This is a genomic window from Cloacibacterium caeni (assembly GCF_907163125.1).
Classification (GTDB): Bacteria; Bacteroidota; Bacteroidia; order Flavobacteriales; family Weeksellaceae; genus Cloacibacterium; species Cloacibacterium caeni_B.
The window spans coordinates 1,164,632-1,189,920 of record NZ_OU015319.1 but is presented as its reverse complement, the minus strand read 5'-3'; the positions used below and the strand labels follow the sequence as shown (position 1 = coordinate 1,189,920).

29 protein-coding genes are annotated in these 25,289 nt (G+C 32.5%); 19 read left to right on the top strand and 10 right to left on the bottom strand.

From position 1 onward, the window contains the following. Positions 1-8 precede the first annotated feature (8 nt). From dnaX to KKQ79_RS05460, 5 genes are all read left to right on the top strand, one after another. Positions 9-1,094: a DNA polymerase III subunit gamma/tau gene (gene dnaX, locus KKQ79_RS05480; RefSeq protein ID WP_213189274.1), complete on the top strand. Its 1,086-nt coding sequence runs from the start codon at positions 9-11 to the stop codon at positions 1,092-1,094. Further along, the gene (locus KKQ79_RS14010; protein WP_488645670.1) at positions 1,094-1,699 is read left to right on the top strand and encodes a hypothetical protein; all 606 of its coding nucleotides are present in this window, start codon (positions 1,094-1,096) and stop codon (positions 1,697-1,699) included. The genes dnaX and KKQ79_RS14010 overlap by 1 nt, the downstream gene beginning before the upstream one ends. A 12-nt stretch (positions 1,700-1,711) precedes the next feature. After that, the gene (locus tag KKQ79_RS05470; RefSeq protein ID WP_213189272.1) at positions 1,712-2,986 is read left to right on the top strand and encodes a TIGR00341 family protein; all 1,275 of its coding nucleotides are present in this window, start codon (positions 1,712-1,714) and stop codon (positions 2,984-2,986) included. Between the two features lie 35 nt (positions 2,987-3,021). Beyond that, complete coding sequence (locus KKQ79_RS05465; protein WP_250131194.1) at positions 3,022-4,431, top strand: chloride channel protein; 1,410 nt, start codon at positions 3,022-3,024, stop codon at positions 4,429-4,431. A gap of 110 nt (positions 4,432-4,541) precedes the next feature. Further along, positions 4,542-5,621: a chorismate mutase gene (locus KKQ79_RS05460; protein WP_213189271.1), complete on the top strand. Its 1,080-nt coding sequence runs from the start codon at positions 4,542-4,544 to the stop codon at positions 5,619-5,621. Positions 5,622-5,668: 47 nt separating this feature from the next. Here the strand turns inward: KKQ79_RS05460 and KKQ79_RS05455 are convergent. After that, positions 5,669-7,023 (bottom strand): IS3 family transposase gene (locus tag KKQ79_RS05455; RefSeq protein ID WP_213190683.1). Its coding sequence is split into 2 segments (ribosomal slippage): positions 5,669-6,549 and positions 6,549-7,023, totalling 1,356 coding nucleotides; the frame shifts between segments, so codons are not numbered across the junction. Positions 7,024-7,123: 100 nt separating this feature from the next. Between KKQ79_RS05455 and rsgA the strand changes: the two genes are divergently transcribed. Beyond that, positions 7,124-8,050, top strand: coding sequence for a ribosome small subunit-dependent GTPase A (gene rsgA, locus KKQ79_RS05450; RefSeq protein ID WP_213189270.1), 927 nt, complete (start codon positions 7,124-7,126; stop codon positions 8,048-8,050). Between the two features lie 135 nt (positions 8,051-8,185). On the opposite strand, the gene KKQ79_RS05445 is transcribed toward rsgA, so the two are convergent. Beyond that, complete coding sequence (locus KKQ79_RS05445; protein WP_213189269.1) at positions 8,186-9,130, bottom strand: ISAon1 family transposase; 945 nt, start codon at positions 9,128-9,130, stop codon at positions 8,186-8,188. 28 nt (positions 9,131-9,158) lie between these two features. Next, positions 9,159-9,512 (bottom strand): ISAon1 family transposase N-terminal region protein, encoded by a 354-nt coding sequence (locus tag KKQ79_RS05440; RefSeq protein ID WP_213189268.1) that lies wholly within the window; start codon positions 9,510-9,512, stop codon positions 9,159-9,161. A gap of 154 nt (positions 9,513-9,666) precedes the next feature. Here KKQ79_RS05440 and KKQ79_RS05435 point away from each other — a divergent pair, with 154 nt between their 5' ends. Beyond that, complete coding sequence (locus tag KKQ79_RS05435) at positions 9,667-10,593, top strand: mevalonate kinase family protein (RefSeq protein WP_213189267.1); 927 nt, start codon at positions 9,667-9,669, stop codon at positions 10,591-10,593. Positions 10,594-10,656: 63 nt separating this feature from the next. Then, positions 10,657-11,550 (top strand): UbiA family prenyltransferase, encoded by an 894-nt coding sequence (locus KKQ79_RS05430; RefSeq protein ID WP_213189266.1) that lies wholly within the window; start codon positions 10,657-10,659, stop codon positions 11,548-11,550. Here the strand turns inward: KKQ79_RS05430 and KKQ79_RS05425 are convergent. Together KKQ79_RS05425 and KKQ79_RS05420 are read right to left on the bottom strand one after the other, a co-directional pair. Next, positions 11,547-12,623 (bottom strand): glycoside hydrolase family 53 protein, encoded by a 1,077-nt coding sequence (locus KKQ79_RS05425; protein ID WP_213189265.1) that lies wholly within the window; start codon positions 12,621-12,623, stop codon positions 11,547-11,549. The two genes, KKQ79_RS05430 and KKQ79_RS05425, sit on opposite strands and share 4 nt — an antisense overlap. 3 nt (positions 12,624-12,626) lie before the next feature. After that, complete coding sequence (locus KKQ79_RS05420; protein WP_213189264.1) at positions 12,627-13,637, bottom strand: aldose epimerase family protein; 1,011 nt, start codon at positions 13,635-13,637, stop codon at positions 12,627-12,629. Between the two features lie 128 nt (positions 13,638-13,765). Between KKQ79_RS05420 and KKQ79_RS05415 the strand changes: the two genes are divergently transcribed. The 5 genes from KKQ79_RS05415 to KKQ79_RS05395 all read left to right on the top strand — a co-directional run bounded on the left by KKQ79_RS05415 (position 13,766) and on the right by KKQ79_RS05395 (position 16,544). Further along, entirely contained in the window at positions 13,766-14,758 is a 993-nt protein-coding gene (locus tag KKQ79_RS05415) for a pseudouridine synthase (protein WP_213189263.1), read from the top strand. A gap of 63 nt (positions 14,759-14,821) precedes the next feature. Beyond that, complete coding sequence (locus tag KKQ79_RS05410) at positions 14,822-15,280, top strand: DUF1569 domain-containing protein (protein ID WP_213189262.1); 459 nt, start codon at positions 14,822-14,824, stop codon at positions 15,278-15,280. Beyond that, entirely contained in the window at positions 15,277-15,663 is a 387-nt protein-coding gene (ytxJ, locus tag KKQ79_RS05405; protein WP_213189261.1) for a bacillithiol system redox-active protein YtxJ, read from the top strand. Before KKQ79_RS05410 ends, ytxJ begins: the two co-directional genes overlap by 4 nt. A gap of 11 nt (positions 15,664-15,674) precedes the next feature. Next, a complete protein-coding gene (locus KKQ79_RS05400; protein ID WP_213189260.1) occupies positions 15,675-16,253 on the top strand; it encodes a Crp/Fnr family transcriptional regulator in 579 nt (192 codons plus the stop codon). A 27-nt stretch (positions 16,254-16,280) separates the two neighbouring features. Beyond that, positions 16,281-16,544 (top strand): GNAT family N-acetyltransferase, encoded by a 264-nt coding sequence (locus KKQ79_RS05395; RefSeq protein WP_213189259.1) that lies wholly within the window; start codon positions 16,281-16,283, stop codon positions 16,542-16,544. A gap of 41 nt (positions 16,545-16,585) precedes the next feature. On the opposite strand, the gene KKQ79_RS05390 is transcribed toward KKQ79_RS05395, so the two are convergent. From KKQ79_RS05390 to KKQ79_RS05380, 3 genes are all read right to left on the bottom strand, one after another. Next, complete coding sequence (locus tag KKQ79_RS05390; protein ID WP_213189258.1) at positions 16,586-17,242, bottom strand: 3-oxoacid CoA-transferase subunit B; 657 nt, start codon at positions 17,240-17,242, stop codon at positions 16,586-16,588. Between the two features lie 12 nt (positions 17,243-17,254). After that, a complete protein-coding gene (locus tag KKQ79_RS05385) occupies positions 17,255-17,956 on the bottom strand; it encodes a CoA transferase subunit A (RefSeq protein ID WP_213189257.1) in 702 nt (233 codons plus the stop codon). A gap of 103 nt (positions 17,957-18,059) precedes the next feature. Beyond that, on the bottom strand, positions 18,060-19,136 hold the full coding sequence (locus KKQ79_RS05380) for a M28 family peptidase (protein ID WP_213189256.1): 1,077 nt from the start codon (positions 19,134-19,136) through the stop codon (positions 18,060-18,062). Between the two features lie 55 nt (positions 19,137-19,191). Here KKQ79_RS05380 and KKQ79_RS05375 point away from each other — a divergent pair, with 55 nt between their 5' ends. Together KKQ79_RS05375 and KKQ79_RS05370 are read left to right on the top strand one after the other, a co-directional pair. Beyond that, positions 19,192-19,902: a DUF4294 domain-containing protein gene (locus KKQ79_RS05375; protein WP_213189255.1), complete on the top strand. Its 711-nt coding sequence runs from the start codon at positions 19,192-19,194 to the stop codon at positions 19,900-19,902. A 1-nt stretch (position 19,903) separates the two neighbouring features. Beyond that, positions 19,904-20,695, top strand: coding sequence for a S1/P1 nuclease (locus KKQ79_RS05370; RefSeq protein WP_213189254.1), 792 nt, complete (start codon positions 19,904-19,906; stop codon positions 20,693-20,695). Here the strand turns inward: KKQ79_RS05370 and KKQ79_RS05365 are convergent. Continuing rightward, entirely contained in the window at positions 20,687-21,103 is a 417-nt protein-coding gene (locus KKQ79_RS05365; protein ID WP_213189253.1) for an NUDIX hydrolase, read from the bottom strand. The genes KKQ79_RS05370 and KKQ79_RS05365 overlap by 9 nt on opposite strands. Before the next feature lie 36 nt (positions 21,104-21,139). Then, positions 21,140-21,823: a tRNA (5-methylaminomethyl-2-thiouridine)(34)-methyltransferase MnmC2 gene (gene mnmC2 / locus KKQ79_RS05360; protein WP_213189252.1), complete on the bottom strand. Its 684-nt coding sequence runs from the start codon at positions 21,821-21,823 to the stop codon at positions 21,140-21,142. Between the two features lie 84 nt (positions 21,824-21,907). Here mnmC2 and KKQ79_RS05355 point away from each other — a divergent pair, with 84 nt between their 5' ends. The 4 genes from KKQ79_RS05355 (at position 21,908) to parS (ending at position 25,281) form a co-directional block, all read left to right on the top strand. Beyond that, on the top strand, positions 21,908-22,981 hold the full coding sequence (locus KKQ79_RS05355) for a branched-chain amino acid aminotransferase (protein WP_213189251.1): 1,074 nt from the start codon (positions 21,908-21,910) through the stop codon (positions 22,979-22,981). A 90-nt stretch (positions 22,982-23,071) separates the two neighbouring features. Beyond that, positions 23,072-23,581 carry an FKBP-type peptidyl-prolyl cis-trans isomerase gene (locus KKQ79_RS05350; protein WP_213189250.1) on the top strand — a complete coding sequence of 170 codons (510 nt, stop codon included), beginning with the start codon at positions 23,072-23,074 and terminating at the stop codon, positions 23,579-23,581. Positions 23,582-23,659: 78 nt separating this feature from the next. Then, positions 23,660-24,667: a peptidylprolyl isomerase gene (locus KKQ79_RS05345; protein ID WP_250131255.1), complete on the top strand. Its 1,008-nt coding sequence runs from the start codon at positions 23,660-23,662 to the stop codon at positions 24,665-24,667. Positions 24,668-24,801: 134 nt separating this feature from the next. Further along, a complete protein-coding gene (gene parS, locus KKQ79_RS05340) occupies positions 24,802-25,281 on the top strand; it encodes a type II RES/Xre toxin-antitoxin system antitoxin (RefSeq protein ID WP_213189248.1) in 480 nt (159 codons plus the stop codon). Positions 25,282-25,289 lie beyond the last annotated feature (8 nt).

Below are 25,289 nucleotides of genomic sequence, written 5' to 3'. Positions count from 1 at the left end.
TTTGACCAATGGAAAATTTTATCGTATCCGCAAGAAAATATCGTCCGCAAGAGTTTGACACTGTTGTAGGGCAATCTCACGTTACAGATACCTTAGAACATGCCATAGAAAATAGTCAGTTGGCTCAAGCGTTGCTTTTTTGCGGACCAAGAGGTGTAGGAAAAACGACTTGTGCTAGAATTTTGGCTAGAAAAATCAACGAAAAAGATGGTTCTACCTCAGAAGACGGATTTGCGTATAATATCTTTGAATTAGATGCTGCTTCTAATAACTCAGTAGATGATATTAGAGATTTAACAGACCAAGTTCGTTTTGCTCCACAAGTTGGGAAATATAAAATTTACATTATAGACGAGGTTCATATGCTGTCTACAGCGGCGTTTAATGCTTTTCTTAAAACATTAGAAGAACCTCCAGTTCACGCTATTTTTATTTTAGCAACTACCGAAAAACATAAGATAATTCCTACCATTTTATCAAGATGTCAGATTTATGATTTCAAAAGAATCACTATTGAAGATATACAGGAACATCTTAGAAAAATTGCTGAAAAAGAAGGTGTAAATTATGAAGATGATGCATTGTTTTTAATTGCTCAAAAAGCAGATGGAGCACTAAGAGATGCACTTTCTATCTTCGATAGACTTACCACTTTTACTCAAAAAAATATTACGCTTGCTAAAGCTGCAGAAGTTCTCAATATTCTAGATTACGATCAATATTTGAAAATTGTAGATTTCGCAAAAGAAAATAGCATTCCGGGAATCCTTACCGCTTTCAATGATATTGTTAAAAAAGGTTTTGACCCACATTTATTTATTGGTGGATTGGGAAGTCATTTCCGTGATTTAATGATGGCTCAGAATGCTTCTACACTTGCTCTAATAGAAGTAGGTGAGAACACGAAACAGAAGTTTTCTGAACAGAGCAAAAATTGGAGTGCTCAGCAACTCATAGATGCTATAGAAATCTGTAATCACGCAGATATTAATTACAAAAATTCTAAAAATCCAAGATTAACGGTAGAAATCGCTTTGATGCAGTTGGCCAGTCTTACTGCTGCGAAAAGTGATGATAAAAAAAAAAGTTCTTAATTCTAGCGCCACTATTTCGTAAAAAGGAAAGCGAAAAACCAAAGGTAGCTTCAGAAAAACCACAAGAAACTTTACCGTTAACTAAAAAAACAGAAGAATCTGTTCCAAAAACTGTTCAAAAAATTACTGAACCAATTGTTAAGAAAACCATTGTTTCAGAATTTAGCATTCTTGCTACGCTCAATAAAAAAGAGGAAGAAGAAGTAGTTGTCACTCCTCAGAAAAAAGAAGAAGATTTACCAGACCATCACTTCACCGAAAAAGATTTACAAACAGAATGGCAAGTTTTTCTAAATGATTTATTTATAAAAGACCAAGTCACCTATTTTGCCGTAAATACAGCAAAACTTCATAAAAAAGAAGAAAATGTAGTAGAAATTTTATATCCTTCAGATTTGGTGAAAACTGAGTTCGAGAAAATTCAAGCGCAATTTTTTAATCATTTCAAGAGAAAAGTCAATAACTACAAAATAGAAGTTTCTTACCGAGAAGACAAAAAACTCATCAAAAAACAAGAGACTAAAAGAGATATTTTCCAGAAATATGTAGAAATTAATCCTGTTTTAAAAGATTTAGATGAATTGATGAAGCTAGATTTAAGTTAAAAATTCCATATCATGTTTAGACTATTAGATTTACACAAAGGAGAAGAAAACAAACAAAAAGTTTTAGAAAACGTAAAAGATAATATTTCTTTTTCTGGTTCTAATTTATGGATTCTAATGGCTGCGATTCTTGTAGCATCTGTAGGTCTTAATGTAAATTCTACAGCAGTGGTGATTGGAGCCATGCTTATTTCTCCTTTGATGGGACCTATTGTAGGCGCTGGTTTTGCACTTGGCGTTTTTGATTTTGAATTACTGAAAAAATCTTTAAAAAACTTACTTATTGCTACCATTGCGAGTTTATTAGTTTCTACCATCTATTTTTATATTAGTCCTTTCAAAGAAGCTCAATCTGAGTTATTAGCCAGAACATCTCCTAATATTTATGATGTGCTTATTGCATTTTTTGGCGGTTTAGCTGGTGTTATTGCAATAACTAGAGTGGAAAAAGGAAATCCTATTCCTGGGGTTGCCATTGCTACAGCTCTTATGCCACCATTATGTACAGCAGGTTTTGGTTTGGCAACAGGTAATTTTAAGTTCTTTTTTGGAGCATTATTTCTTTATACAATTAATTGTGTTTTTATAGGGATTTCTACATTTTTAATTGTTAAATTTCTTAAATATCCATCGGTTAAATTTGTAGATTTAAAAGAAAGAAAAAGAGTGCAAAATTTGATAACTCTACTTTCTTTACTGGTTCTTTTGCCAAGTATTTATTTTGCCTATTCATTATATAAAGAACAGGAATTTAGGATTAAAGCAGACCAGTTTATTGAAAAAGAATTTATAGAAAAAGGAAATACTTTGGTTTATAAAAAAATAAATTTTTTAAGCAATCCTCGAAAAATAGAATTGGCTTTCTTAAAGAGAAATTTTACTCAAGATGAAATAAAAAAAATGAACCAAAGTCTTTCAGAAATTGGTCTAAATAATACCGAACTTATTATTAAAGCTAATAACTATCAAAATTTAGAAGTTTTAAAAGACGATATTCTTAATGAAATCAATAAAAATTCTGAAAGAGATAAAGAATTATTGGCTTTAAAAAGTCAAACTTCATCTTTAGAAGATAATATGCAGTTGCTTAAAGAAGCTCAAGTTTTGTTTCCAAATATTAATGCGATAAATGTTTCTGAACTCAGTTTTGCACAAGGTGATTCATTGGTTGAAAAACCTGTACTAATTTATCAATCATCAGAAAATCTTACAGATGAAGACCAAATAAAACTGAAAAAATGGATTGAGAAAAGACTTAATAAATCAAATGTAGAAGTGTATAAATAAATTTTAAAGCTTCAAATCATGTAAAAAAATATTCAATGAATTTTCATTACAAAAGATTGCTGGTTCCCATTCGGAAAAATTTTATTGTAAGAAATCTACTTTCTTATTTTAAAAATGTATACCAAAGAACCACTTATGCCAATTCTACCCTCAAAAAGCAGTTTCTACAGTTTTTACCTTTTTTATTGGCATCTTTTATCACTGGATTTGTGGCTTTCTTGTACAGTAAAATATTCACCTTTTCAGAAAAGTGGTCTCACGAAATTTTTCATCAGAATAAATTATATATTTTCATCATCACGCCTTTGAGTTTTTTCATTTCTTGGTTTTTGGTAAGAACTTTTGCCAAATATTCTGCTGGAAGCGGAATTCCGCAAGTCATGGCTTCAGTAGAATTGTCAAAACCAAATACACATCATCTTGTTAAAAGATTTTTGAGTTTAAGAATAATCATCATCAAAATTTTAGCAAGTGCCGTAAAAGTTTTTGGTGGAGGAATTGCAGGAAGAGAAGGGCCAACCATTCAAATTGCAGGTTCTATTTTTGTGGAAATTCATAAAAGATTGCCAAAATGGTGGGTTCCAATTTCCGAAAAAAATGTAATGATTGCAGGAGCCGCTTCTGGTTTAGCCGCAGCTTTTAACACGCCACTTGGCGGAATTATTTTTGCGATTGAAGAATTAGCCAAAACTCATATTAAGTATATTAAATCTCCACTTTTTGTAGCAGTTATCATCGCTGGTCTCACTGCGCAAGGTTTTGGTGGCAGTTACTTGTATCTAGGTTATCCTAAAACCAATTACTCTGGTTGGCTGGTTTTTGTAGGAATTTTTATTACGGCTATTGTCGCTGGATATTTTGGAAGTAAAATGTGTAGCATTATCATTGCAGTGATGAGTTTTTTTGAGAAATTTAAGAAAAATTATCAACAAGTTTTTATCGTTTTTTTCTGTGGATTTTTTGTGGCAACTTTCATCTATTTTTTCGGAACCGAAGTTATGGGCTCTGGTAAAGAATTAATGGAAAGATTGCTTTTTACCTCAGATAAATCGGTAGAATGGTATTTACCTTTTTTGAGAATGAATGGTTTAATTGCTACTTTCAGTTTTGGCGGAGCAGGAGGTGTTTTTGCCCCTTCACTGAGCTCGGGAGCAAGTTTTGGAGCGTTGATTGCTCAATTGCTACAATTAACAGGAGATAATGCTAATTTATTGATTTTAATTGGGATGACTGCTTTTCTTACAGGAGTTACCAGAGCGCCATTTACCTCCGCAATTATTATATTTGAAATGACAGACAGACATAGTATCATCTTTTTTCTATTATTGGGAGCAGTTCTCGCTTCTTTGGTTTGTAATTTTGTAACCAAGAAAGCTTTTTATGATGTTCTGAAAGAAAAATATATCGAAAAGGCTCTGAATCAAGAAAATATTGAAAAAAAATAAAAACAAATAGTCGTAATTTTCTATATTTGAAAAATATTTCAAAAAAGAACATAATTGAACACGCTTTTTGCGTGTTCTGTATTTTATAAAAGTTGTAAGAATCACGAAGTATGAATTTAAAAGATTTACAAAACGATTGGATTAATGAGTTCTCGAAACCATTAATTATAGCAGGACCTTGTAGCGCAGAATCAGAAGCACAAATGATGGAAACTGCACAAAGATTGAAAGAAAGTGGTGCAGAAGTTCCCGTTTTTAGAGCAGGAATTTGGAAGCCAAGAACCAAACCAAATGGTTTCGAAGGAGTAGGAGTTATCGGTCTTAATTGGCTAAAAAAAGTAAAAGACGAGTTTGGTTTTAAAACAGCAACCGAAGTTGCCAATGCACATCACGTTTATGCAGCTCTAGAAGCAGATGTAGATATTCTTTGGATTGGAGCGCGTTCTACCGTAAATCCATTTACCGTTCAAGAAATTGCTGTGGCATTAAAGGGAACCAATAAACCTGTTTTGGTGAAAAATCCGGTAAATCCAGATTTAGCACTTTGGATTGGTGCTTTAGAAAGACTTTTAGGTCAAGATGTGAAAAACTTAGGCGTTATTCACAGAGGATTTTCATCTTATCAAAAAACAAAATATAGAAATTTACCCAATTGGCAAATCGCATTAGATTTTAAACACCAATATCCGAATATTCCAATGTTTGTAGACCCTTCTCACATTTGTGGTAGAAGAGATTTGCTTTCGGATGTTACTCAGGAAGCATTTAACGTAGGTTACGAAGGAGCGATGATAGAATCTCACTGCAATCCAGATGCAGCTTGGAGTGATGCAGCTCAACAAATTACGCCAGAAGTTTTGGCTGAAATGTTAGGAAATCTACAAATTAGAAACTCAGATATTTCTGGATTTGATGAAGAAATGGGCAAACACAGAGCTTTAATTTCTGATATTGACTTCCAATTAATAGAATTATTATCAAACAGAATGAAAATTTCTGAAAAAATTGGAGCGTTGAAGAAAGAGAATAATATCGCAATCTTCCAGCCAGACCGTTGGAAAGTGATTGCAGAATATGCCTCTGCAAGAGCCGAAGAATCTGGAATGGGCAAAGATTTTATAGAAAAAGTTTTCAAGGCGATTCACGAAGAATCCATTGAAGTTCAAAACAATATCATGATTGATAAATAACAAGAAAACACGCTGAAAATAGACTGCACCCAAAAGTTTAGACAAAATTAAACAATATTTTCAAAGGAAAGAGTTCGGTACTGTACCGGACTCTTTCCTTTGAGATTGAGTCTTATTCTATCATTGTTGTAATAGTGAATGTACTTCACTATTTCCTTCTTAAGTTCCTGAATGGAACCAAACTTTCTGGTATAAAACATTTCTGATTTTATCGTTCCAAAAAAGTTTTCTATCACCGCATTGTCCAAACAGTTTCCTTTTCGGGACATACTTTGAATAATACCTTTTTCTTTTAACAAGTTTTGGTAATGTTTCATTTGATATTGCCAACCTTGATCAGAATGTAGAATGATGTTTTGTGTAGATTTTACTTTTCTGAATGATTTCTTTAGCATTCTGATGATTTGGCTAAACACAGGTCTTTCAGATAAGTCAAAACTGACAATTTCACCATTAAATAAATCGATGATTGGAGATAGGTAAAGTTTATTACCCGATACATTAAACTCTGTAACATCGGTTGCCCATTTCTGATTAGGAGTGTCCGATTTGAAATTCCTCTGTAGAACATTGGGCGCAATTTTCCCTTGCTCTCCCTTGTAAGATTTATATTTCTTCACTCGGATAATACTCTTTAAACCTAATATTTTCATAAGTCGTAAAACAGTTTTGTGATTAATCAAAATTCCTTTTTCTTTCAAAAGCAAAGTAATTCTTCTATAGCCCAACCTTCCTTTATGACGATGATAAATCTGCTTAATCATTTCTTTTATTTCCGCATATTTATCTTTCATTTGAAAGCGTTTTTGATAGTAATAAAAACTGCTTCTTGCCATCGATGTACAATGCAGCAGTACTGCTAAATCAAAGTCCTGCCTTAACTCTTCGATGGCTTTGGATTTTTCCTTTCCTGAATTAAGGCGTCTAACTTTTTTAAAATGGCGTTCTCGGCTTCTAAATAATAAATCCTCTCCAACAGTTCTTCCTCCCTTGTTAAGGGTTTGCCTGTTTTCTTTTTTTTTCGCTTGTAATTACTCATGGTTTTAGGTCTTCCTCTGGGTCTGTTTTCTAAACCTAAAATACCATTTTTTTTGTAATTACGCTGCCAACTAAGAATACTGGACTCCGCAGGAATATTAAACCTTCTCGACGCTTCTTTTAAACTTAAATTCTCTTTCTCAATTACTGATAAAATCTTTAATTTAAAATCTTTTGTGTAATGCGTATTGGAAAGCCGAACAAGTCCTGAAACTCCATAAAGTTCATAAAATTTTATCCATTTACGAACCAAGGAACCACAAACTCCAATGCGTTTTCCTAAATCGTCTGTTCCAATATCCCCTTTGTGATATCTCTTTATAGCTTTTAATTTAAAGTCTACTGAATATTTACTTTTCCCCATAAAAAATGCCCCTAAAAAGTGTCTAACTTTTTGGGGGCAGTCCAAAAGCGTGTTTTTTTATTGTGAGAAGATTTCGTAAATTGCACAAAAGAAATTCGTTTTGAAAGGACTCATCACAAAATCTACAGGAAGTTGGTATCAAGTTTTAGATTTGGAAACTAGGCAAGTTTTCGAGGCGAGAATTCGTGGGAAATTTAAACTCTTAAAAACCAGACTCACCAATCCTTTGGCTGTTGGTGATTTTGTAGAATTTCAACTGGAGCAAGATGATATTGCGTGGATTACCAAAATAGAACCTCGAAAAAATTATCTCATCAGAAAATCCGTGAATTTATCTAAAGAAGCGCACATTATTGCGAGTAATTTAGATTTGGCGTGTATTATTTTTACCTTGCAATCTCCAGAAACGTCTTTAGGATTTTTAGACCGATTTTTAGCGTGTTGCGAAGCGTATAATATTCCCGTTCTCATTCTTTTTAACAAAATAGATTTATTGAATTTCGAAGAAGTAGAATTGGTTGAAGAATTGCAAGCCATGTACGAAAATTTGGGTTATCAAACGTTGCAAGTTTCTTCTGCTGAAAAACTGAATTTAGATAAACTTCAAGAAATTTTAAAAGATAAAACTTGCGTTTTCTTTGGTCATTCTGGAGCTGGAAAATCTACTTTGGCAAATGCACTTCAACCTGATTTGAATTTGAAAACCAACGAAATTTCTGAAACGCATAATAAAGGAAAGCACACCACTACATTTGCTCAAATGCATTTTTGGCATTTTGGAGGTGCAGTAATAGACACACCTGGAGTTCGTGAGTTTGCAATGATAGACGTAGAAAAAGAAGAAATTCAACATTATTTTCCTGAAATTTTTGAGAAAGGAAGAGAGTGTAAATTTCATAATTGCAAACACATTAATGAACCAAAATGTGCTGTTTTAGAGTCTTTAGAAACTGGTGAAATTCTAGAAAGCAGATATATAACGTATCTAAAATTAATGGAAGAAGCGGAGGAACAAAACCAATTGTAAAATTTGATGTTACCGTTCCATAGGAACGAAATGTGTGTAAAAAGTTTATTACAAATTTTTAGCGTTCAGTAGGAACGCAATGTTTTTTATAATGAGTTTTCAATTAAATTTTGGATCAGTAACAAAAGTTGGGGACTAGGCAAAAAGTTTGGATAATCTGAATAGAAAAAAAGCTTTGTCTTTCACTCCACGAAGTTGTATTCTGAAGTTTTTGATTTTTGCATTGAAACTTTCCGCAGAAGCATTGGTACTTCTCTTTTCAAAATAGTTGAGAGTATCATTATAATGGTTGGTAATTGTATTTTTTAGGATAGAAAATGATTTAAATCCCGATTCTTCCACTTCGTTAAACCAATGTGCAAGTTTGAGCATTGCTACAGATTTTAGAGTATTCTGATTATAAATCCTTCTCAATTTGCCAGACAAGTTGTAGGCTTTTTCCAAATTGGGATATTCACTAAACAGAATTTCAGCTCTCTCAGCTTGGTTTTTTGTCCATTTATCATGGCTTTTATAGAGTAAATATCGGCTTCTTGCCAAGAGTTGCTTTCTAGAGTCGCCATTGCTAAAAACTTGGATTTCTGGTTTTATTCTCTTGGCTTTGGCTTGTTTTAGAATTTCATTTTCCGTATCAATCGCTTCCCATCGGTATTTTATCCTAATCTCCTGAACGGCTTCTGTGGCTAATTTTTGCACATGGAAGCGGTCGACAACTTGTATTGCACTAGGAAAACATCGTTTGGCAATGAGTTTCATAGAACCTGCCATATCCAAAGTCAGCTCTTTTACATTTAATCTTATTTTTCTATTGATTTTTAAAAGCCTATCGATTACTTCTTCACTTTTTGTTCCTTTAATGATGGCAACAATACTCCCTTTTTTACCTCTTGCTATTTTGGAAGTGAGTACGGTGTAAAGTTCTCCTTCAGACAAAGCAACTTCGTCTATTGATAAGCTTTCAGAACAGTTTTCGGGAAAAATAATCCAATCTTCTGCGTGAGACCTTTGATTCCAGTCTTTAAACTCACTCAGTGATTTTTTATACTGCCTACGGAATTTTTTTCCATTAATACCATACATTTCTCCGATGGTTTCTAGGGGAAGAGCTTTAGTATCTGCTGATTTTTTTTAAGAACTCAGCAAAATCCTGTGTCATTCGAGTTCCTTTGGCAATAAGCATCCAATCTCTTTGTGTGATTTTTCCTGATTTTGTATCCGTCCATCTTCTTCGTTTGATGTGAAGTTTAACGGCTTTTCCTCGAAGCGGAAAGTCATCTACGATAATCACTTCGTGAAAGCCTTTGGATTGAAGTTGTATCGTTGAAAATTCTTTTGGAATTGTATTTTTCTCTTCAAAATAGAGATGAAGCAAGCCATCAATCTCTTCAAATTTTACAATATTAAAGTATTCGATTAAGTATTCAGGAAGTAAAAACTTCAATAATTCGTGATCGTTGAACATGATGTAAAGATAGAAATTTAATCATTCTACCCAACTTTTGTTACTGATCCTAAATTTTTTCGGAAAATTTGGCCTGAAATTTGTTGATAATCAGTATCTTTACATAGAAAAAGATTTTTTATTATCTTTGCATTACCAAACATAGAATAGATTAATGACGAACCCGTTATTTTACGCTAAAATATTGCTTTTCGGAGAGTACGGAATCATAGAAGATTCTCAAGGATTAACCTTGCCGTACAGTTTCTACAAAGGCACTCTTAAATTTTCTGAAAATCAATCTGATTTCGAGAAAAAATCAAACGAATCTCTATCTAAATACGCTCAATATTTATCTGAATTAAATCTTCCTGAAGCTTTTAAAATTAATGTAGAAGCCTTCAAAAAAGATATAGAAAAAGGATTATTTTTTGATTCTAATATTCCGCAAGGTTATGGAGTAGGAAGTTCTGGAGCTTTGGTAGCAGCTATTTTCGAAAAATATTCTTTCATTAAATATAATCCGGAAGAAATTTCTAAAAATCAATTAAAAGATTTGAAAAGAGTTTTCGGAGAATTAGAGTCTTATTTTCATGGTAAATCTTCTGGAATTGACCCTTTGATTTGTTACATGAACCTTCCGATTCTCATTGAAAACAAAGAAAGTGTAGACAAAGTTTCTATTCCAAAAGAAGAAGCTGGAAAAGGTGCGATTTTCTTGATAGATTCTGGTTCTGTAGGTGAAACTGGACCGATGGTTCAAATATTTTTTGAAAAATTAAAAAATGAAGGTTTCAGAAAAACTTTGAAAGAAGAATTCATTAAGTACAATAATGCTTGTATTGATACTTTCCTGAACAAAGAAATGAAGCCGTTTTTCAAACATTTGAAAGACCTTTCTAAATGGGCTTATGTTCATTTCAAACCGATGATTCCTACCAATCTTTACAATGCTTGGAAAAAAGGTCTTGATACCAATGCTTATTACTTAAAACTCTGCGGAAGTGGAGGCGGTGGTTATATTCTTGGTTTTGCCAAAGATTACGAAAAAGCAGACAAAATGCTAGAAGGCTTCAACAAAGAAGTGATTTATAGATTTTAAGATTTTTATAAAGAAGTCTGAAATTTTCAATTTTTTTCTCTGAAATCTAAAATCTCAAATCTAATGAGTAACAATCCCATTCTTCATCGTTTATCTCAATTGATGAGTTTGCTTTTAGGAGCAAGGATTTTCGTATTGGCATTGTTTACATTTACGTTGTATGTTTCTACCTTTTTTCTTTTTAACCAAGAAGAAAGTCTCAGAAAATTTGTTTTCGATTATAAAGTTCACGGAATTATTCTCTGTGCGATGCTGAGTATTGCAGCAGGCGGAATTATCAATCGTTTTTATGACAAGGAGAAAGATGAAGTAGAAAAGCCATTTAGAAGCAGATTACAAAGTTTTTTAAAGGAAAAATATTTTCTGTACAGTTATGTTATTCTCAATGTTTTTTCATTGGGGATTTCTGCGGTTCTTTCTTGGAGAATTCTTATTTTTTTCTTGATTTATCAATTTATCATTTGGTTTTACAGTCATAAATTGAGCAAAATGCTCATTATTAATAATCTCACTTTTGTGAGTTTAACACTCTATCCCTTTTTTGGATTATTAGTTTACTATAAGCATTTTTCGTATAAATTATTTTTAATGGCAGCGTTTTTATTTTTAATTATGTTGACGATAGACTTGATTAAAGATGTTTTGACAAGAAATGTAGATAGAGTTTTTGGCTATAATACAATTGCCAATGTTTTTGGAAAAAAAGTAAGTTATATTGTCATCGGGTTTGTGATTTTTGCAAATGTTTTGGTATCTATTCTGTTGCTTTTCTTCATCCCGAGAACCAATTATATGTTAGGTTACTTTTCTTTAAGTATTCTTTTTTTCGTAATGATGAGTTTTCCTATTCTTACTTATCAAAAATCTAAATTATTTTGGGTAATCAATTTCTTTAGAATTTGGGTTTTTGTTGGCGTAATTTTCATGTTGATCAATGGCATTTTTGAAAGGTTTTAATCTTTATTAAATGCTTGAATTGCTTCTAAAGCGTTATTATTGAAATCCCAAAGTGCTTGATTTTCCCAAGTAGAGCCGTTAGTTGCTTGATTTCCTTTGAAGGCAACCCATTCTCCTCCCCAATAACAGAATCCAGAACCATTCGGAACTGATTTTACCAATGATTTGATGGCGAGAATATAATTTTTTTGACCAGAAGCAGTAGCGTCATAACCTGCAACCAATTGATTGCTTTGTCCCACCACATTATTGGTCCAATCATTCCAACTTAGTGTAAAAGGATAAGAGGTTTCTGCCAAAATGATTTTTTTGTTATACGTTTGGCTTAGTGTAGTGAGCTTGGTTTTTAAATCAGTTAAAGAAGTTCCATGATAAACGGGATAATAAGAAATGCCAATGTAATCATAATTTAGGTTTTTCACTTTATTAAAATACCAATCTGCTGAATTAGAAATTCCCGCAAAATGCAACATGATTTTAGTAGCACTATTGGCGGTTTTCACGCTTGAAATAGCAGTATTTGTTAAATCTAAATATTGAGTTTCATTGGTAGAAAGTTTTCCTTCTGGCCATAGAAATCCATCATTGGTTTCATTTCCTATTTGTATAATTTCGGGTTTTATTTCGGTAACTACTTGTGTAGTGTAAACGCTGACCGCAGATTTTAAATCAGAAAAATTTAAATTTTGCCAAGCTATAGGTTTTGTTTGATTGCCTGGATCTGCCCAAGTATCAGAATAATGAACGGTGAGCCAAACTTTCATTCCGTGGTTTCTAACTTTAGTTGCCAGTTGTTTTACTTCAGATAAATTAGAATGTCCGTTACTAGGATTATTCCAAAGACGAATTCTAATGTAATTTACTCCAGCATTTTTTAAAGTAAGCAATGGGTCTTGCACAGTATTATTGTACTTAAAAGAAACTCCTGCTGCTTCTATTTCTGGTAAAAATGATAAATCTGCAGCTCTAATAAAACTATCTTCTGTAGGAATTGGAGTGGGTTCTGGACTGTCGCCACCAGAACTACAAGAAATAATTGCTAATGTTGAAAAACAGAAAATTAACTTTTTCATTTTCTAAGAAATTATAAATTGGAAAGTAGTGTTCTGATGATATGTTTCGCCTTTTCTTAAAATAGCATTCGGGAAATCTTCGTGATTAGGAGCATCTGGAAAGGCTTGAGTTTCAAAACAAATTCCGCTTTCTGTGTGATATTTTACCGATTCTTTATTTTGAAGTTCATCAGAAGTTTTTCCGCCTACATAAATCTGTACCGCAGGTTGGTCTGTGTAAACCTTCATGGTTAAACCATTTTTTACACTTTCTAAAATAGCTGCAGGTTCTTTATTGTTCTTTAAAACAAAACAATGGTCTATTCCAACCACTACATTTTTAGAGCTTCTGAAATCAAATGCGTGGTTTTCCATAGGAATAAAATTTCCTGTAGGAATATTTTCTGCATCTAATTCTAAGAATTTTTCAGCATTGATTTGTAATTTTTGGTCAAGAGTATTTCCTGAAATTCCGTCAAGGTTAAAATAAGCGTGATTGGTAAGGTTTAGAAGCGTGTCTTCTGTAGTAGTTGCTTTATATTTGATGTTTAATTCGTTTTCGTCTGTTAAAGTATAAGCTACTTCTATGGTAACATCTCCAGGATAAAATTCATTGGCTTTACTTACATAAGAGAAGGTAAGTGTATTGGTTTCTTCGTTGTAGTTTTCAAAATTCCAAGCGACGTTACTTAATTGGTATTTTCCGCCGTGCAAATGGTGTTTCCCATGATTTTGGTCTAATTGAATGATTTTTCCGTTCAGTTGAAATTGAGCGTTTTTAATTCTTCCTGCAAATCTTCCGACCACTGAATTAAAATATGGAGAAGCACCTATTTCGAAAGCTTTAATATACTCATCAATCGAATGAAACCCTAAAACGACGTCTATTTTACCATTTTTGGTAGGAACGTAGAGCGAAAGTAGTGTTGCACCATAATTAGTAAGATTTATTTCTATACCATTTTTATTGGTAATTTTGTATAGTGATATATTATTTTTGATTGGTGTAATAATTACATTGTTTTTAGAATGCATAGATATTTTTAAGATTTCAAAATTAAGTATTAGTTTGATTAAATTCTTTTTTTTTGGTGAAAAATCATAATAATTTATGACAAAAATGTTAAAACTTATTTTTGTACCTTTGCAAAAATTTATTATTTATGAGCAGAGAAAGAAATTCAGGGAAAAGTAACAATAGAAATTCTGAGAGGAGACCTTCCTCACCTAAAAGCTCAAAACCTTCATTTGATAAACCAAAGAGAACCAGAGGAACTGACACCCCAAAAAGAGGTGGCGAGAAAACTTTTGATTCTAGAGAGAAATATGTAAAAGGTGATCTGAAGTTAAGCAAAAAGCCTTTCAAAAAATTCGAAAAAGACGAAGACAAAGCAAAATCTTTCGTTCAAAAAAGACGACTAGAAAAACTAGCGAAATCTGAGAACAAAGAAACCATTCGTTTAAATAAATACATTGCGAATTCTGGAATTTGTAGCAGAAGAGAAGCGGATGAATTAATTACTCAAGGTTTGGTAGAAGTTAATGGTAAAGTAATTTCAGAATTAGGTTACCAAGTACAAAAAACTGATAGAGTAGTTTTTGACGGACAAGGAATTACGCCAGAAAAACCAGTGTATGTTTTACTAAACAAACCAAAAGGTTATATTTCTACAACTAAGGACGAAAAAATGCGCAAAACCGTAATGGATTTAGTGGCAAATGCTTCGCCATATCGTTTATTTCCTGTTGGTAGATTAGACAGAAGTACTACTGGTGTTATTTTATTGACGAATGATGGACACATGACTAAAAAATTGACGCATCCATCATTTAACATGAAAAAAATCTATCACGTAACGCTTGATAGAAAAATCTCTAAAGAGGATATGCAAGCTATTGCAGACGGAATTAGATTAGAAGAAGGTGTAGCAGAAGTAGATGCGATTTCTTACATCGATGGAAAACCTAAAAATGAGGTGGGAATAGAAATCCATATTGGTTGGAATAGAGTAGTGCGTAGAATTTTCCAGAAAATGGGCTACGAAGTAGAAGCGCTAGACAGAGTAATGTTTGCGGGACTTACCAAGAAAAATGTAAAAAGAGGCTACTGGCGAATTCTTACAGATTTAGAAGTCAACAACCTGAAAATGTTATAAGAAAATAAAGAAATTATAGAGCGTTTTATAACGCTCTTTTTTATTGTTTTGCGTTAAAAAAAAGTGAGAAAATCTTTACACAATCTTTCAGACGTAAACGAAATCATCAATAGAATACATTTTCTACATGAGAATTCTCCTAGAAAATGGGGAAGTATGAATGTCTCACAAATGATGGTGCATTGTGCTAAAATCTTAGAAATTCCCAATAAAAATTTACAACTGAAACATCCTCATTTTCTAATTCGGCTTATTGGAGTAGTAACCAAGTACGAGCTCAGAATTTTCAATAACGGAATTCCACATAATATGCCCACTTTCAAAGAAGTGATAGTAAACGAAACCTGTGATTTTCTAGAAAGTAAAAAATATTTATTAACAACTTTAGATGAATATGTTTGGAATGCATCACAAAATAATTTACCCAAAACTCACCAATTATTCGGGAAAATGACGAAATTTGACTGGGGATTTTTAGAGTATAAACATCTTCATCATCATTTAAAACAATTTAATGTATGAGTATTTTTAACAATATATTTGGAGGAAATTCTAATGGCTCTTCTCTGAAAGAGTTTTGGAATGAAATACAGTCTTCAGAAGATTTAGAAACTGCAATAGAAGCCTCAAAACTAGGAAAAGTAGTGATTTTCAAACATTCTACCAGATGCATGATTAGCAAAACAGTTCTTAGAAATTTTGAAAGACAAATAGAGTCAGAATCTGTTGACTTGCCAAGATTTTATTATTTAGATTTATTAAATCATCGAGATATTTCTAATGAAATTGCCCAAAAATTTTCGGTCATTCATCAGAGTCCACAAATTGTAGTTATAGAAAACGGTCAAGTTATTCATCATGCTTCACATGATAATATTGATTTAAGTCTTATCTTAGCATTATAAAAACAAAACAATTGGAAAATTTTCAATTTCAAATTTCTAGATTACTTGATGCTCCTATAGAAATCGTACAGTTTTGTAGTGAGAAAATCAAAGTAAAAAATGTACAAAAAGGCGAGTTTTTCTTACAACCCGGCGAAGTATGTAATGATACATTTTTTGTGAATAAAGGCTTACTAAGAATGTACAGTATTGATAAAAACGGAAAAGAGCACATCTTGCATTTTGCTCCCGAAAACTGGATTTTAGTAGACCGAAGTAGTCTTTATCTTAATCAACCTTCAGATTATTACATAGATGCGGTAGAACCTTCAGAAGTTTTGGTGCTTTCGCCAGAATATTTTGATTTTTTAGCTGAAAATCAACCTTCAGTTATTGCAAAACAGAATGTTCTATTGCACAAACATGTAAGCAGTCTACAAAAAAGAATTACGCAATTATTGGGTGCGACAGCAGAAGAAAGATATGTAGATTTTTTGAAAACTTATCCTAATATTTTCGAAAGAGTTCCACAATGGATGGTGGCGTCTTACTTAGGGATTACCCCAGAAAGTTTGAGTCGTGTGAGAAAAGAATTGGTACGGAAAAAATAATTTTCTATACTTATCAAAAAAACACAAATGGAATTTAGTAAATTGGTCAAAGGATTCGAAGTCTCTGAAGAAGGGCATAAAATCGGGCATATCGAGTTTAATATTGTAAATGGAGTGATGAAAATTACTCATACTGAAGTAGATAAAAAACATTCTGGTAAGGGAATTGCCACAGAATTGGTAAAAACTGCTGTAGAATATGCAAGGCATAAAAACCTAAAAGTGAAACCTCTTTGTTCGCTTGCTTCGCATGTCCTGAAAAAGGATGATTACTCAGATATTTTAGAATAAAAAAGGAACTTCAATAGAAGTTCCTTTAGTTTTTGATTATTTTAGAAAACCATTTCAGGTACATTATCATCAATGATTAATTTTCCAGCAGTTGCTTTTTTAATATCGTCTATAGAAACTCCAGGAGCTCTTTCTAAGCAATGAAATGCGCCATCTTTAACTTCGTAAACGCCTAATTCTGTTACAATTTTTTTAATACATTTCACTCCAGTTAAAGGCAAAGTACATTTTGGTAAAAGTTTGCTTTCGCCATGTTTATTGACTTGTTGCATGGCTACGATGATATTCTTCGCCGAAGCAACTAAATCCATTGCGCCGCCCATTCCTTTCACCATTTTTCCAGGAATTTTCCAATTGGCAATGTCTCCATTTTCAGAAACTTCCATTGCGCCAAGAATCGTTAAGTCTACTTTTTGAGCTCTAATCATTCCAAAACTTGTTGTGCCATCAAAAATAGATGCACCTTTTAATAAGGTAACGGTTTGTTTTCCTGCATTAATTAGATCTGCATCTTCATCGCCTTCGAAAGGAAATGGTCCCATTCCCAGAATTCCGTTTTCAGATTGTAACACTACATTAAAACCTTCTGGAATGTAATTCGCTACCAATGTAGGAATACCAATTCCTAAATTTACATACGTGTTGTTTTTTATTTCTCTTGCAATTCTCATTGCAATTTGTTCTTTTGTAAGTCCCATAATTTCAAATTTTTAAATTTTAGAACGAACAGTTCTCTGTTCAATACGCTTTTCATAATTTTCGCCTTGGAAAATTCTATGAACATAAATTCCTGGAGTGTGAATTTGGTCTGGATCTAGTTCTCCAGCTTCTACCAATTCTTCTACTTCGGCAATAGTAATTTTACCAGCCATCGCCATCATTGGATTAAAATTTCTAGCGGTAGAACGATAAATGAGATTTCCTGCAGTATCGCCTTTCCAAGCTTTTACAATAGCGAAATCTGCATCAAAAGCATATTCTAACAAATAATCTTTTCCATTAAAATTTCTAACTTCTTTTCCTTCTGCAACTTCTGTTCCTACACCAGCTGGAGTGAAAATTGCAGGCATACCGTAACCTGCAGCCATACAGCGAGTTGCCAAAGTTCCTTGAGGAATCAGTTCAACTTCTAATTCTCCAGAAAGCAATTGACGCTCAAATTCAGCGTTTTCGCCCACGTAAGAAGAAATCATTTTCTTGATTTGCTTTTTTTGCAGCAATAAACCCAATCCGAAATCATCTACACCTGCATTATTAGAAATACAAGTAAGGTTTTTAACTCCCTTTTTTACGAGTTCGGCGATAGAATTTTCTGGAATACCGCATAAACCGAAACCACCGAGCATAATAGTAGCGCCGTCTTGAATATCAGCACAAGCTTCTGTTACGTTTTTTACTGTTTTATTAATCATTAGATTTTTCGTTTGCTCTAAAATACAAATTTTTTGAAATCTAAAATAAAAAACGCTTCCAAGTTCTAATCCCTTGAAAGCGTGATGTTATCATAAATTTTGGTTAAAAATATTTTAAACTCATGTTTGGTTTTATTTGAAGCAAAGTTTCATAAATGAGTTGAATAACATTGGCTACATCTTCTTTGGCAACCATTTCTACCGTAGTGTGCATGTATCTTAATGGTAGAGAAATCAGTGCAGAAGGAACACCTCCGTTAGAAAATGCGAAAGAATCTGTATCCGTTCCTGTTGCTCTGCTTAAAGCATTTCTCTGGAAAGGAATTTTCTTTTTCTTAGCGGTATCTGTGATTAAATCTCTGATGATGTGATGAACAGAAGGAGCATAAGCAATTACAGGTCCGTCTCCACATTTCATGTGACCTTCTTTTTTCTTCTCGATGTGTGGAGTAGTGGTGTCATGAGTAACGTCTGTAACGATAGCGATATTTGGTTTTATAGTTTGTGCAATCATTGTTGCTCCATATAAACCCACTTCTTCTTGCACAGAATTGGTGATATATAAACCAAAAGGTAGTTTCTTTTTGTTTTCTTTTAAAAGTCTCGCTACTTCTGCAATCATAAATCCGCCCATTCTGTTGTCTAGCGCTCTACAAACGAAATAACGGTTGTTGAGTTCAAAAAATTCATCTGGATAAGTAATCATACAACCTACATAAATTCCTAAATTTTCTACTTCTTCTTTAGATATACAACCGCAATCAATGAAAATATTTTCAATTTTTGGTACAGGTTCATGAGGATTTGCGCTTCTGGTATGAATAGCTGGCCAACCGAAAACTCCTTTTACAATGCCTTTTTCTCCGTGAATGTGTACCGTTTTAGAAGGAGCAATCATTTGGTCTGAACCTCCGTTTCTAATTACGTAAATCATTCCATCATCAGAAATGTAATTTACGTACCAAGAAATTTCGTCGGCATGAGCTTCTATCACTACTTTGAACTCCGCTTCTGGATTGATGATTCCGTAGCAAGTTCCATAGTGGTCTACTCTTATTTCGTCTACATAAGGCTTAATATAATCTGCCCAAATTTTTTGCCCATTCTGCTCAAAACCAGTTGGCGAAGCAGTGTTCAAATATTTTTCTAAAAATTTTAAAGATTTATTTTCAAATTTCATATAAAGGAACGATTTTTGTGATACTTAAAATTAAATTTTAATTCAGGTAAAAATAATGAAATTTCAGAACATTTTCACCATATTTCTTTTGTTGTTTAGCTTATCATTTCAGGCTCAACAAGATACTATAAAAATAGAATTGAAGGCACTAAAAGATGTTCCAAAAGAAAAACTTCAAAAAGATGATTTTGGGAATATTTTTTATTACGACGAAAAGCAAAAAGCTAGAATTTACGAAATCAACGGAGAAAAAGTAGTGGTGATGGATGAGTTGCTTCTCATGCAGAGACCTCATTTTAATAACCAACTTGACCGTAATTTCTATTATTTTCTCAATAAAAAATTGAATAGAGTTTATCCCTATTTCATTACCGCTCTAGAGCAATACAGAGATATCCAAGATGAACTTTCTAAAATAGATGATGATAGAAAAAGAGCTTACATCAGAAAAAGGCAAGAAGGGCTCGCCAATCAATATGAAACCCAATTAAGGGATTTGACGACTACAGAAGGTAGAATTTTTGCCAAATTAATGCACAGAGCTACTGGAAAAACAGTGTACGAAATCATTAAAGAATTGCGTGGAAATTGGAGTGCTTTTTGGTGGAATGTAAAAGGAAATATTGCAGATGTAGACATTAAAGAACCTTATGATCCGCATGCTAATAGACAAGATGCTTTTGTAGAATCTCTTTTGTATTCTAACTGGAATTTAGGATATTTGCAGCCTTATGAAGGATACAGAGATTTTAAAACAAAAAAATAACATGAAATTTTTATTCAAACTATTATTTACGGTAAGCATTTTATATTCAGCAGAAGCTTACTCATGGGGAATTATTGGGCATAGAACCATTGCAGAAATTGCAGAAAATCACATTTCTAATAAATCTAAGCGTAAACTTAAAAAGATTATAGGAAAACAAAATCTAGCTTACATAGCTAACTGGCCAGATTTTGTAAAATCTGATACGCTTAATACTTATAAAGAAACAGAAGTTTGGCATTATGTGAATGTGAAACCCAACCAGAATTTTACAGAATTTGAGAAATCTTTAAAAGAACTTAATACTCCTAATCTTTACAATCAAATTATTAAGCAAAAAAAAATTATCGCCAACAAAAATTCAACAAAAGAAGAAAAAATTGTAGCACTTAAGTTTTTGGTTCATTTAATGGGAGATTTACACCAACCAATGCACGTAGGAAGAGCAGAAGATTTAGGTGGAAATTTAATCCAGTTAACTTTTAATAAAGACCAAACGAATTTACACAGTTTATGGGATACAAAATTGGTAGATTATCAAAGATATTCATATAAAGAGTTTGCTAAAGTGCTAGATTATAAATCTAAAGAGGAAATCCAAAAAATACAAAGCGGAACTCTTGAAAATTGGTTGTTTGATAGTTACACGAAAGCCAACAGAATCTACACGCAGACCAAACCAAATGGCGTTTACAGTTATGATTATAATTATAAATTTTCAGGATTGTTAGAAGAGCAATTATTAACAGGTGGATTAAGACTTGCTAAAGTTTTAGACGAAATCTTACAATAATTTTTCTTTCAGTTTCTGAAAAACAATTTGATCAATAGGCAATTCTAATGGGTTTTCTTCATGTAAGGAAATCCATTTTATTTTTTCTATGCTTTCATCTAAAATCTGCAATTCATCTAGGTTTAAAATATCTACTTTATAATATATAGTAAGCAATTGCTCGTTTTCTCTAAATCTAGAAATCAAAAAATCTTCTTGAGTGTAAAAATGCTCCACTATATTTATTTTAAGGTTAAGTTCTTCTGCGAATTCTCTGTGAAGACATTCTAAGGTTCCCTCGCCAAATTCTAAACCGCCACCAGGTAATTTTATCAATTTTTGTCCGGCATAACCTTCATCTAGAGCCATTATTTCTTGATTTTCATTGATGCAAATGGCATAAACTCTTATGTTAATTTTATCTATCATGTTTTGTTTTTTTAATTTGATTGGCTCTTTTTACTTTTAACTTAATTCTTTCAAAATGGCATTAATCATTTCGCGTTTTCCTTTTGGGCCTTCTAATTTAGTAACTTCGAAATTAAGTTCCTTCAGAATTCTTCTCACGCTTCCTTTTGAAGAATAAGTAGTGAGTAGTCCACCATCTTTCATTTTGCTCTTTACGATTTCAAATAGCGGTTTTTCCCATAAATCTGGTTGAACTTTTGCACCGAAACAATCATAATAAACTAGGTTAATTGCAGGTAAATTTATCTCTTTTATCTTAAAAAAGTCCAAATTGTATTTAGTAAAGAAGAAATTTGGCAAAATTTCATGTGTTTTGTTCCATTCTAATTCATGGATTTTTTGATAAATTTCTTGCGCATTTTCGAATGTAAAATGCTTTGCATAGTTCAATTCTACGATTTCTTCATTATTTACAGGATATTTTTCGAATGTGAAATAGTGAAAAACATGATTTTTATCATTTTTCAAATATTCATTAATTGTGACTAAAGCGTTAAGACCTGTGCCAAATCCCATCTCTAAAATGTTGATTTCGTAATCATAAACATTTTTTAATCCATTTTTTATAAATACATGTTCTGCTTCTTGGATGGCTCCATTGTGAGAATGATAGCATTCATTTAAATCATTGATATACAATGTTTTGCTTCCGTCTAATGTGGTTTTTATTTCTCTTTTCAAAGTATTTTTTGTCAAAAATAAATTAAAATTTTGATATTTAAAAAATTATATTAAATTTGTAGAAACTCAATTAAAATTTTTAAAATGATAATTCAAAAAACTTCAAACTCAAGAATTGGGGAATTTGACCCAGAAAACATTGGATTTGGTACAGCATTTATAGATCATATGATTGTATGTGAGTACGAAAATGGAAAATGGGGTGAAGTCAGGCTTATGCCATATGGTCCGCTACCTTTTACACCAGCGATGATGGGCGTAAATTATGGGCAAGCTTGTTTTGAAGGAATGAAGGCTTATAAAGATAAAGATGGAGAAGTGTATCTTTTCCGTCCTGAGAAAAATTTCGAAAGAATTAATAAGTCAGCAAAGCGTCTTGCAATGCCAGAAATCACTGAAGAAATGTTTATCGGTGGTTTAAAAGCATTAGTAGATATGGATAGAAATTGGATTCCTTATGGAGAAGGAAAATCACTATACATTAGACCTCTAATTTTTGCAACGGAAGAAGCTTTAAAAGCAAGAATTGCTAATAAATATATGTTTGCGATTGTTGCAACTCCAGTGCAAAGTTATTACACAGAGCCAGTTTCTGTAAAAATTTCAGATTTTTATTCTAGAGCGGCAAGTGGTGGAGTAGGTTCTGCTAAAGCTGCAGGAAATTACGCTGCTTCATTTTATCCAACAAAATTAGCTGCAGAAGAAGGTTATGAGCAAATCATCTGGACAGATGATGCTACTCATAAATATTTTGAAGAAAGTGGTACTATGAACGTTTTTGTAAGAATAAACGATACTATTTACACACCTCCAACTTCTGAAAAAATTCTAGATGGAGTTACTAGAGATAGTTTCCTTCAATTAGCAAAACACAAAGGTATTGACGTAAAAGTAGAGCCAGTAGAAGTTGCTAAAGTTCTAGAAGCACATTCAAAAGGTGAGTTAATTGAAGTTTGGGGAGTAGGAACTGCCGTAGTAACTAGCGTTTTTAAAGCTCTTGGTTATAAAGACCAAAAATTAACTTTACCAGAACTTTCAGAAGAAGCAAGTTTCGCGTTAACTCTTAAAAAAGCATTGGTGGATATTCAAACCAATAAAGCTGAAGATCCTTTTGGGTGGAGAGTGAAAGTAGAAAAGCATATTTTAGAAACTGCTTAGAAATAAGACTTTAAATATTTTAAACCGAGGAAATCTTTTCTCGGTTTTTTCGTTGTTATTTATTGAGTAATTAGTATTTTCGCAGTCAATATGAAAAAGGTAGTTTTCATTTCATTATTATCACTTTTATCTTGTGTTAAAAATTCACCAGCTCATCCTCCAGTTGGCGGCGTTTTATCACAAGAAGACTTAAATGTGTCTAAAAATAGAGCTAAAAGTCTCAATTTATTAGAAAGAAAACAAATTCAGGATTGGATAAACCAGCAAGACAAAAAATTCTATTCTACAGGACTAAATTATTGGACGGATATTAGTAATTCTGAATCTAGAACTAAGAAAAAAGATGGTGAATTGGTTTCGTATGAATATGATTTATATGATTTCAACCAAGAAAAACTATACGAAAAGCCTAACCAAAATATAGATGCTCCATTAGGAAAATTCGAAGAATTAAAAGCGGTAGAAGATGCAGTACGTTATATGAAAAAAGGAGAACAAGCTACACTTTTGGTACCTTCAGTTCTTGCTTTTGGAACGTACGGAGATGATGAAAAAATTCCAAATGACATGCCTTTAATCATTAAAGTTAAAATTTTGTAAATCCATAAAATGAAAAAAATATTTTTATTAACTATTGCAATTATTACCTTAATTAATTGTACTCCAATTTATAAAAAAATGAATATAGACAAAGATTTTTACAACGGTCTTCAAGACGGTGTTTACGCTAAAATGGAAACTTCTAAAGGTGAATTGATTATCCAATTTTTTGATCAAGATGCGCCTGTTACAGTAGCTAATTTTGTAGGCCTTGCACAAGGAACTATTGAAAATAAAGCAAAAGCAAAAGGAGTTCCTTATTATGACGGAATTGTTTTTCACAGAGTGATTAAAAACTTTATGATTCAAGGAGGTGATCCTCAAGGAACAGGAATGGGAGATCCTGGTTATAAGTTTGATGATGAGAAAAACAACCTAAAACACGAAGGAAAAGGTTACCTTTCTATGGCAAATTCTGGACCTAATACTAATGGTTCTCAGTTTTTTATCACAGAAGTTCCTACGCCTTGGTTAGACGGAAGACATACTATTTTTGGTAAAGTAATTAAAGGAGAAGATGTAATTGATGCGATTGCTAATTCTGAAACTGGTGCTCAAGACAGACCAAAAGAAGAAATTAAAATTGTAAAAGTGACTGTTTTCACTAAGGGTGATGCTTACGAAAAATATGATGCTGCTAAAATCTTCAACGAAGGGAGGGCAAAAATCCAAGAAAACAACAAAGTTTACATCGCTAAACAAGAAGCAGAAGCTGCTAAAAAATTAGAAGATTTAAAAGCTGGAATGACTACCACAGCTTCTGGTTTACTATATAAAATCACAAAATCTAATCCAGAAGGTAAAGCTCCAAAAGCTGGAGACATGGTTTCTGTACACTACGCTGGTAAATTAACAAACGGACAAGAATTTGACAATTCTTTCAAAAGAGGTGAACCAATTGAGATTCCAATCGGTGTTGGTCAAGTAATCAAAGGTTGGGATGAAGGAATCCAACTTCTAAAAGCAGGAGAAGCGGCTACTTTATTGATTCCATCTGAATTAGGTTACGGAACAAGAGGAGCAGGAGGTGTAATTCCACCAAATGCTTGGTTAATCTTCGATGTAGAATTGGTGAAAGTAAAATAATATTACTCCCAATATATTTAAGAAAAACGCGCTAAATAGCGCGTTTTTTATTTTTTTAACTATTATTGAAAAAAAATAGACAAAAGTCTTTTAATTTTAGACAAAAGTCTTATATTTGTGTAAATATTTATGAGATGAAAAAGAATAAACTTTATACACAAGAAGAAAAAGAAGTGCAACTTGTGCAAGAAACCACCGCTTTTTATGGTACTTCAGTAGGTTTTACTTCTATTGATGATAGAAGCGTCTTTGCTATTATAGATTCTATTAATAAAGGGATTTCTTTTACTGCTTTCGAAAATATTATAAAAAAATACAGTTTTACGCTCCAAAATTGGGCGGAGTTTTTACATATTTCTAATAAAACCTTATCTCGCTACCAAAAAGAATCAAAAACGTTTGATGCTTTACAGTCAGAGCGTATTATGCAAATAGAAATTTTACACAGTAAAGGAGAAGAAGTTTTCGGCAGTAGAGAGAATTTTTCTACTTGGCTAGAAACAGAAAACCTTGCTCTAGGAAACATTATACCAAGGGATTTGCTTAAAAATTCTTTTGGCATAAATTTATTAATGGATGAATTAGTTAGAATTGAGCACGGTGTTTTAGCATAAGATAGATT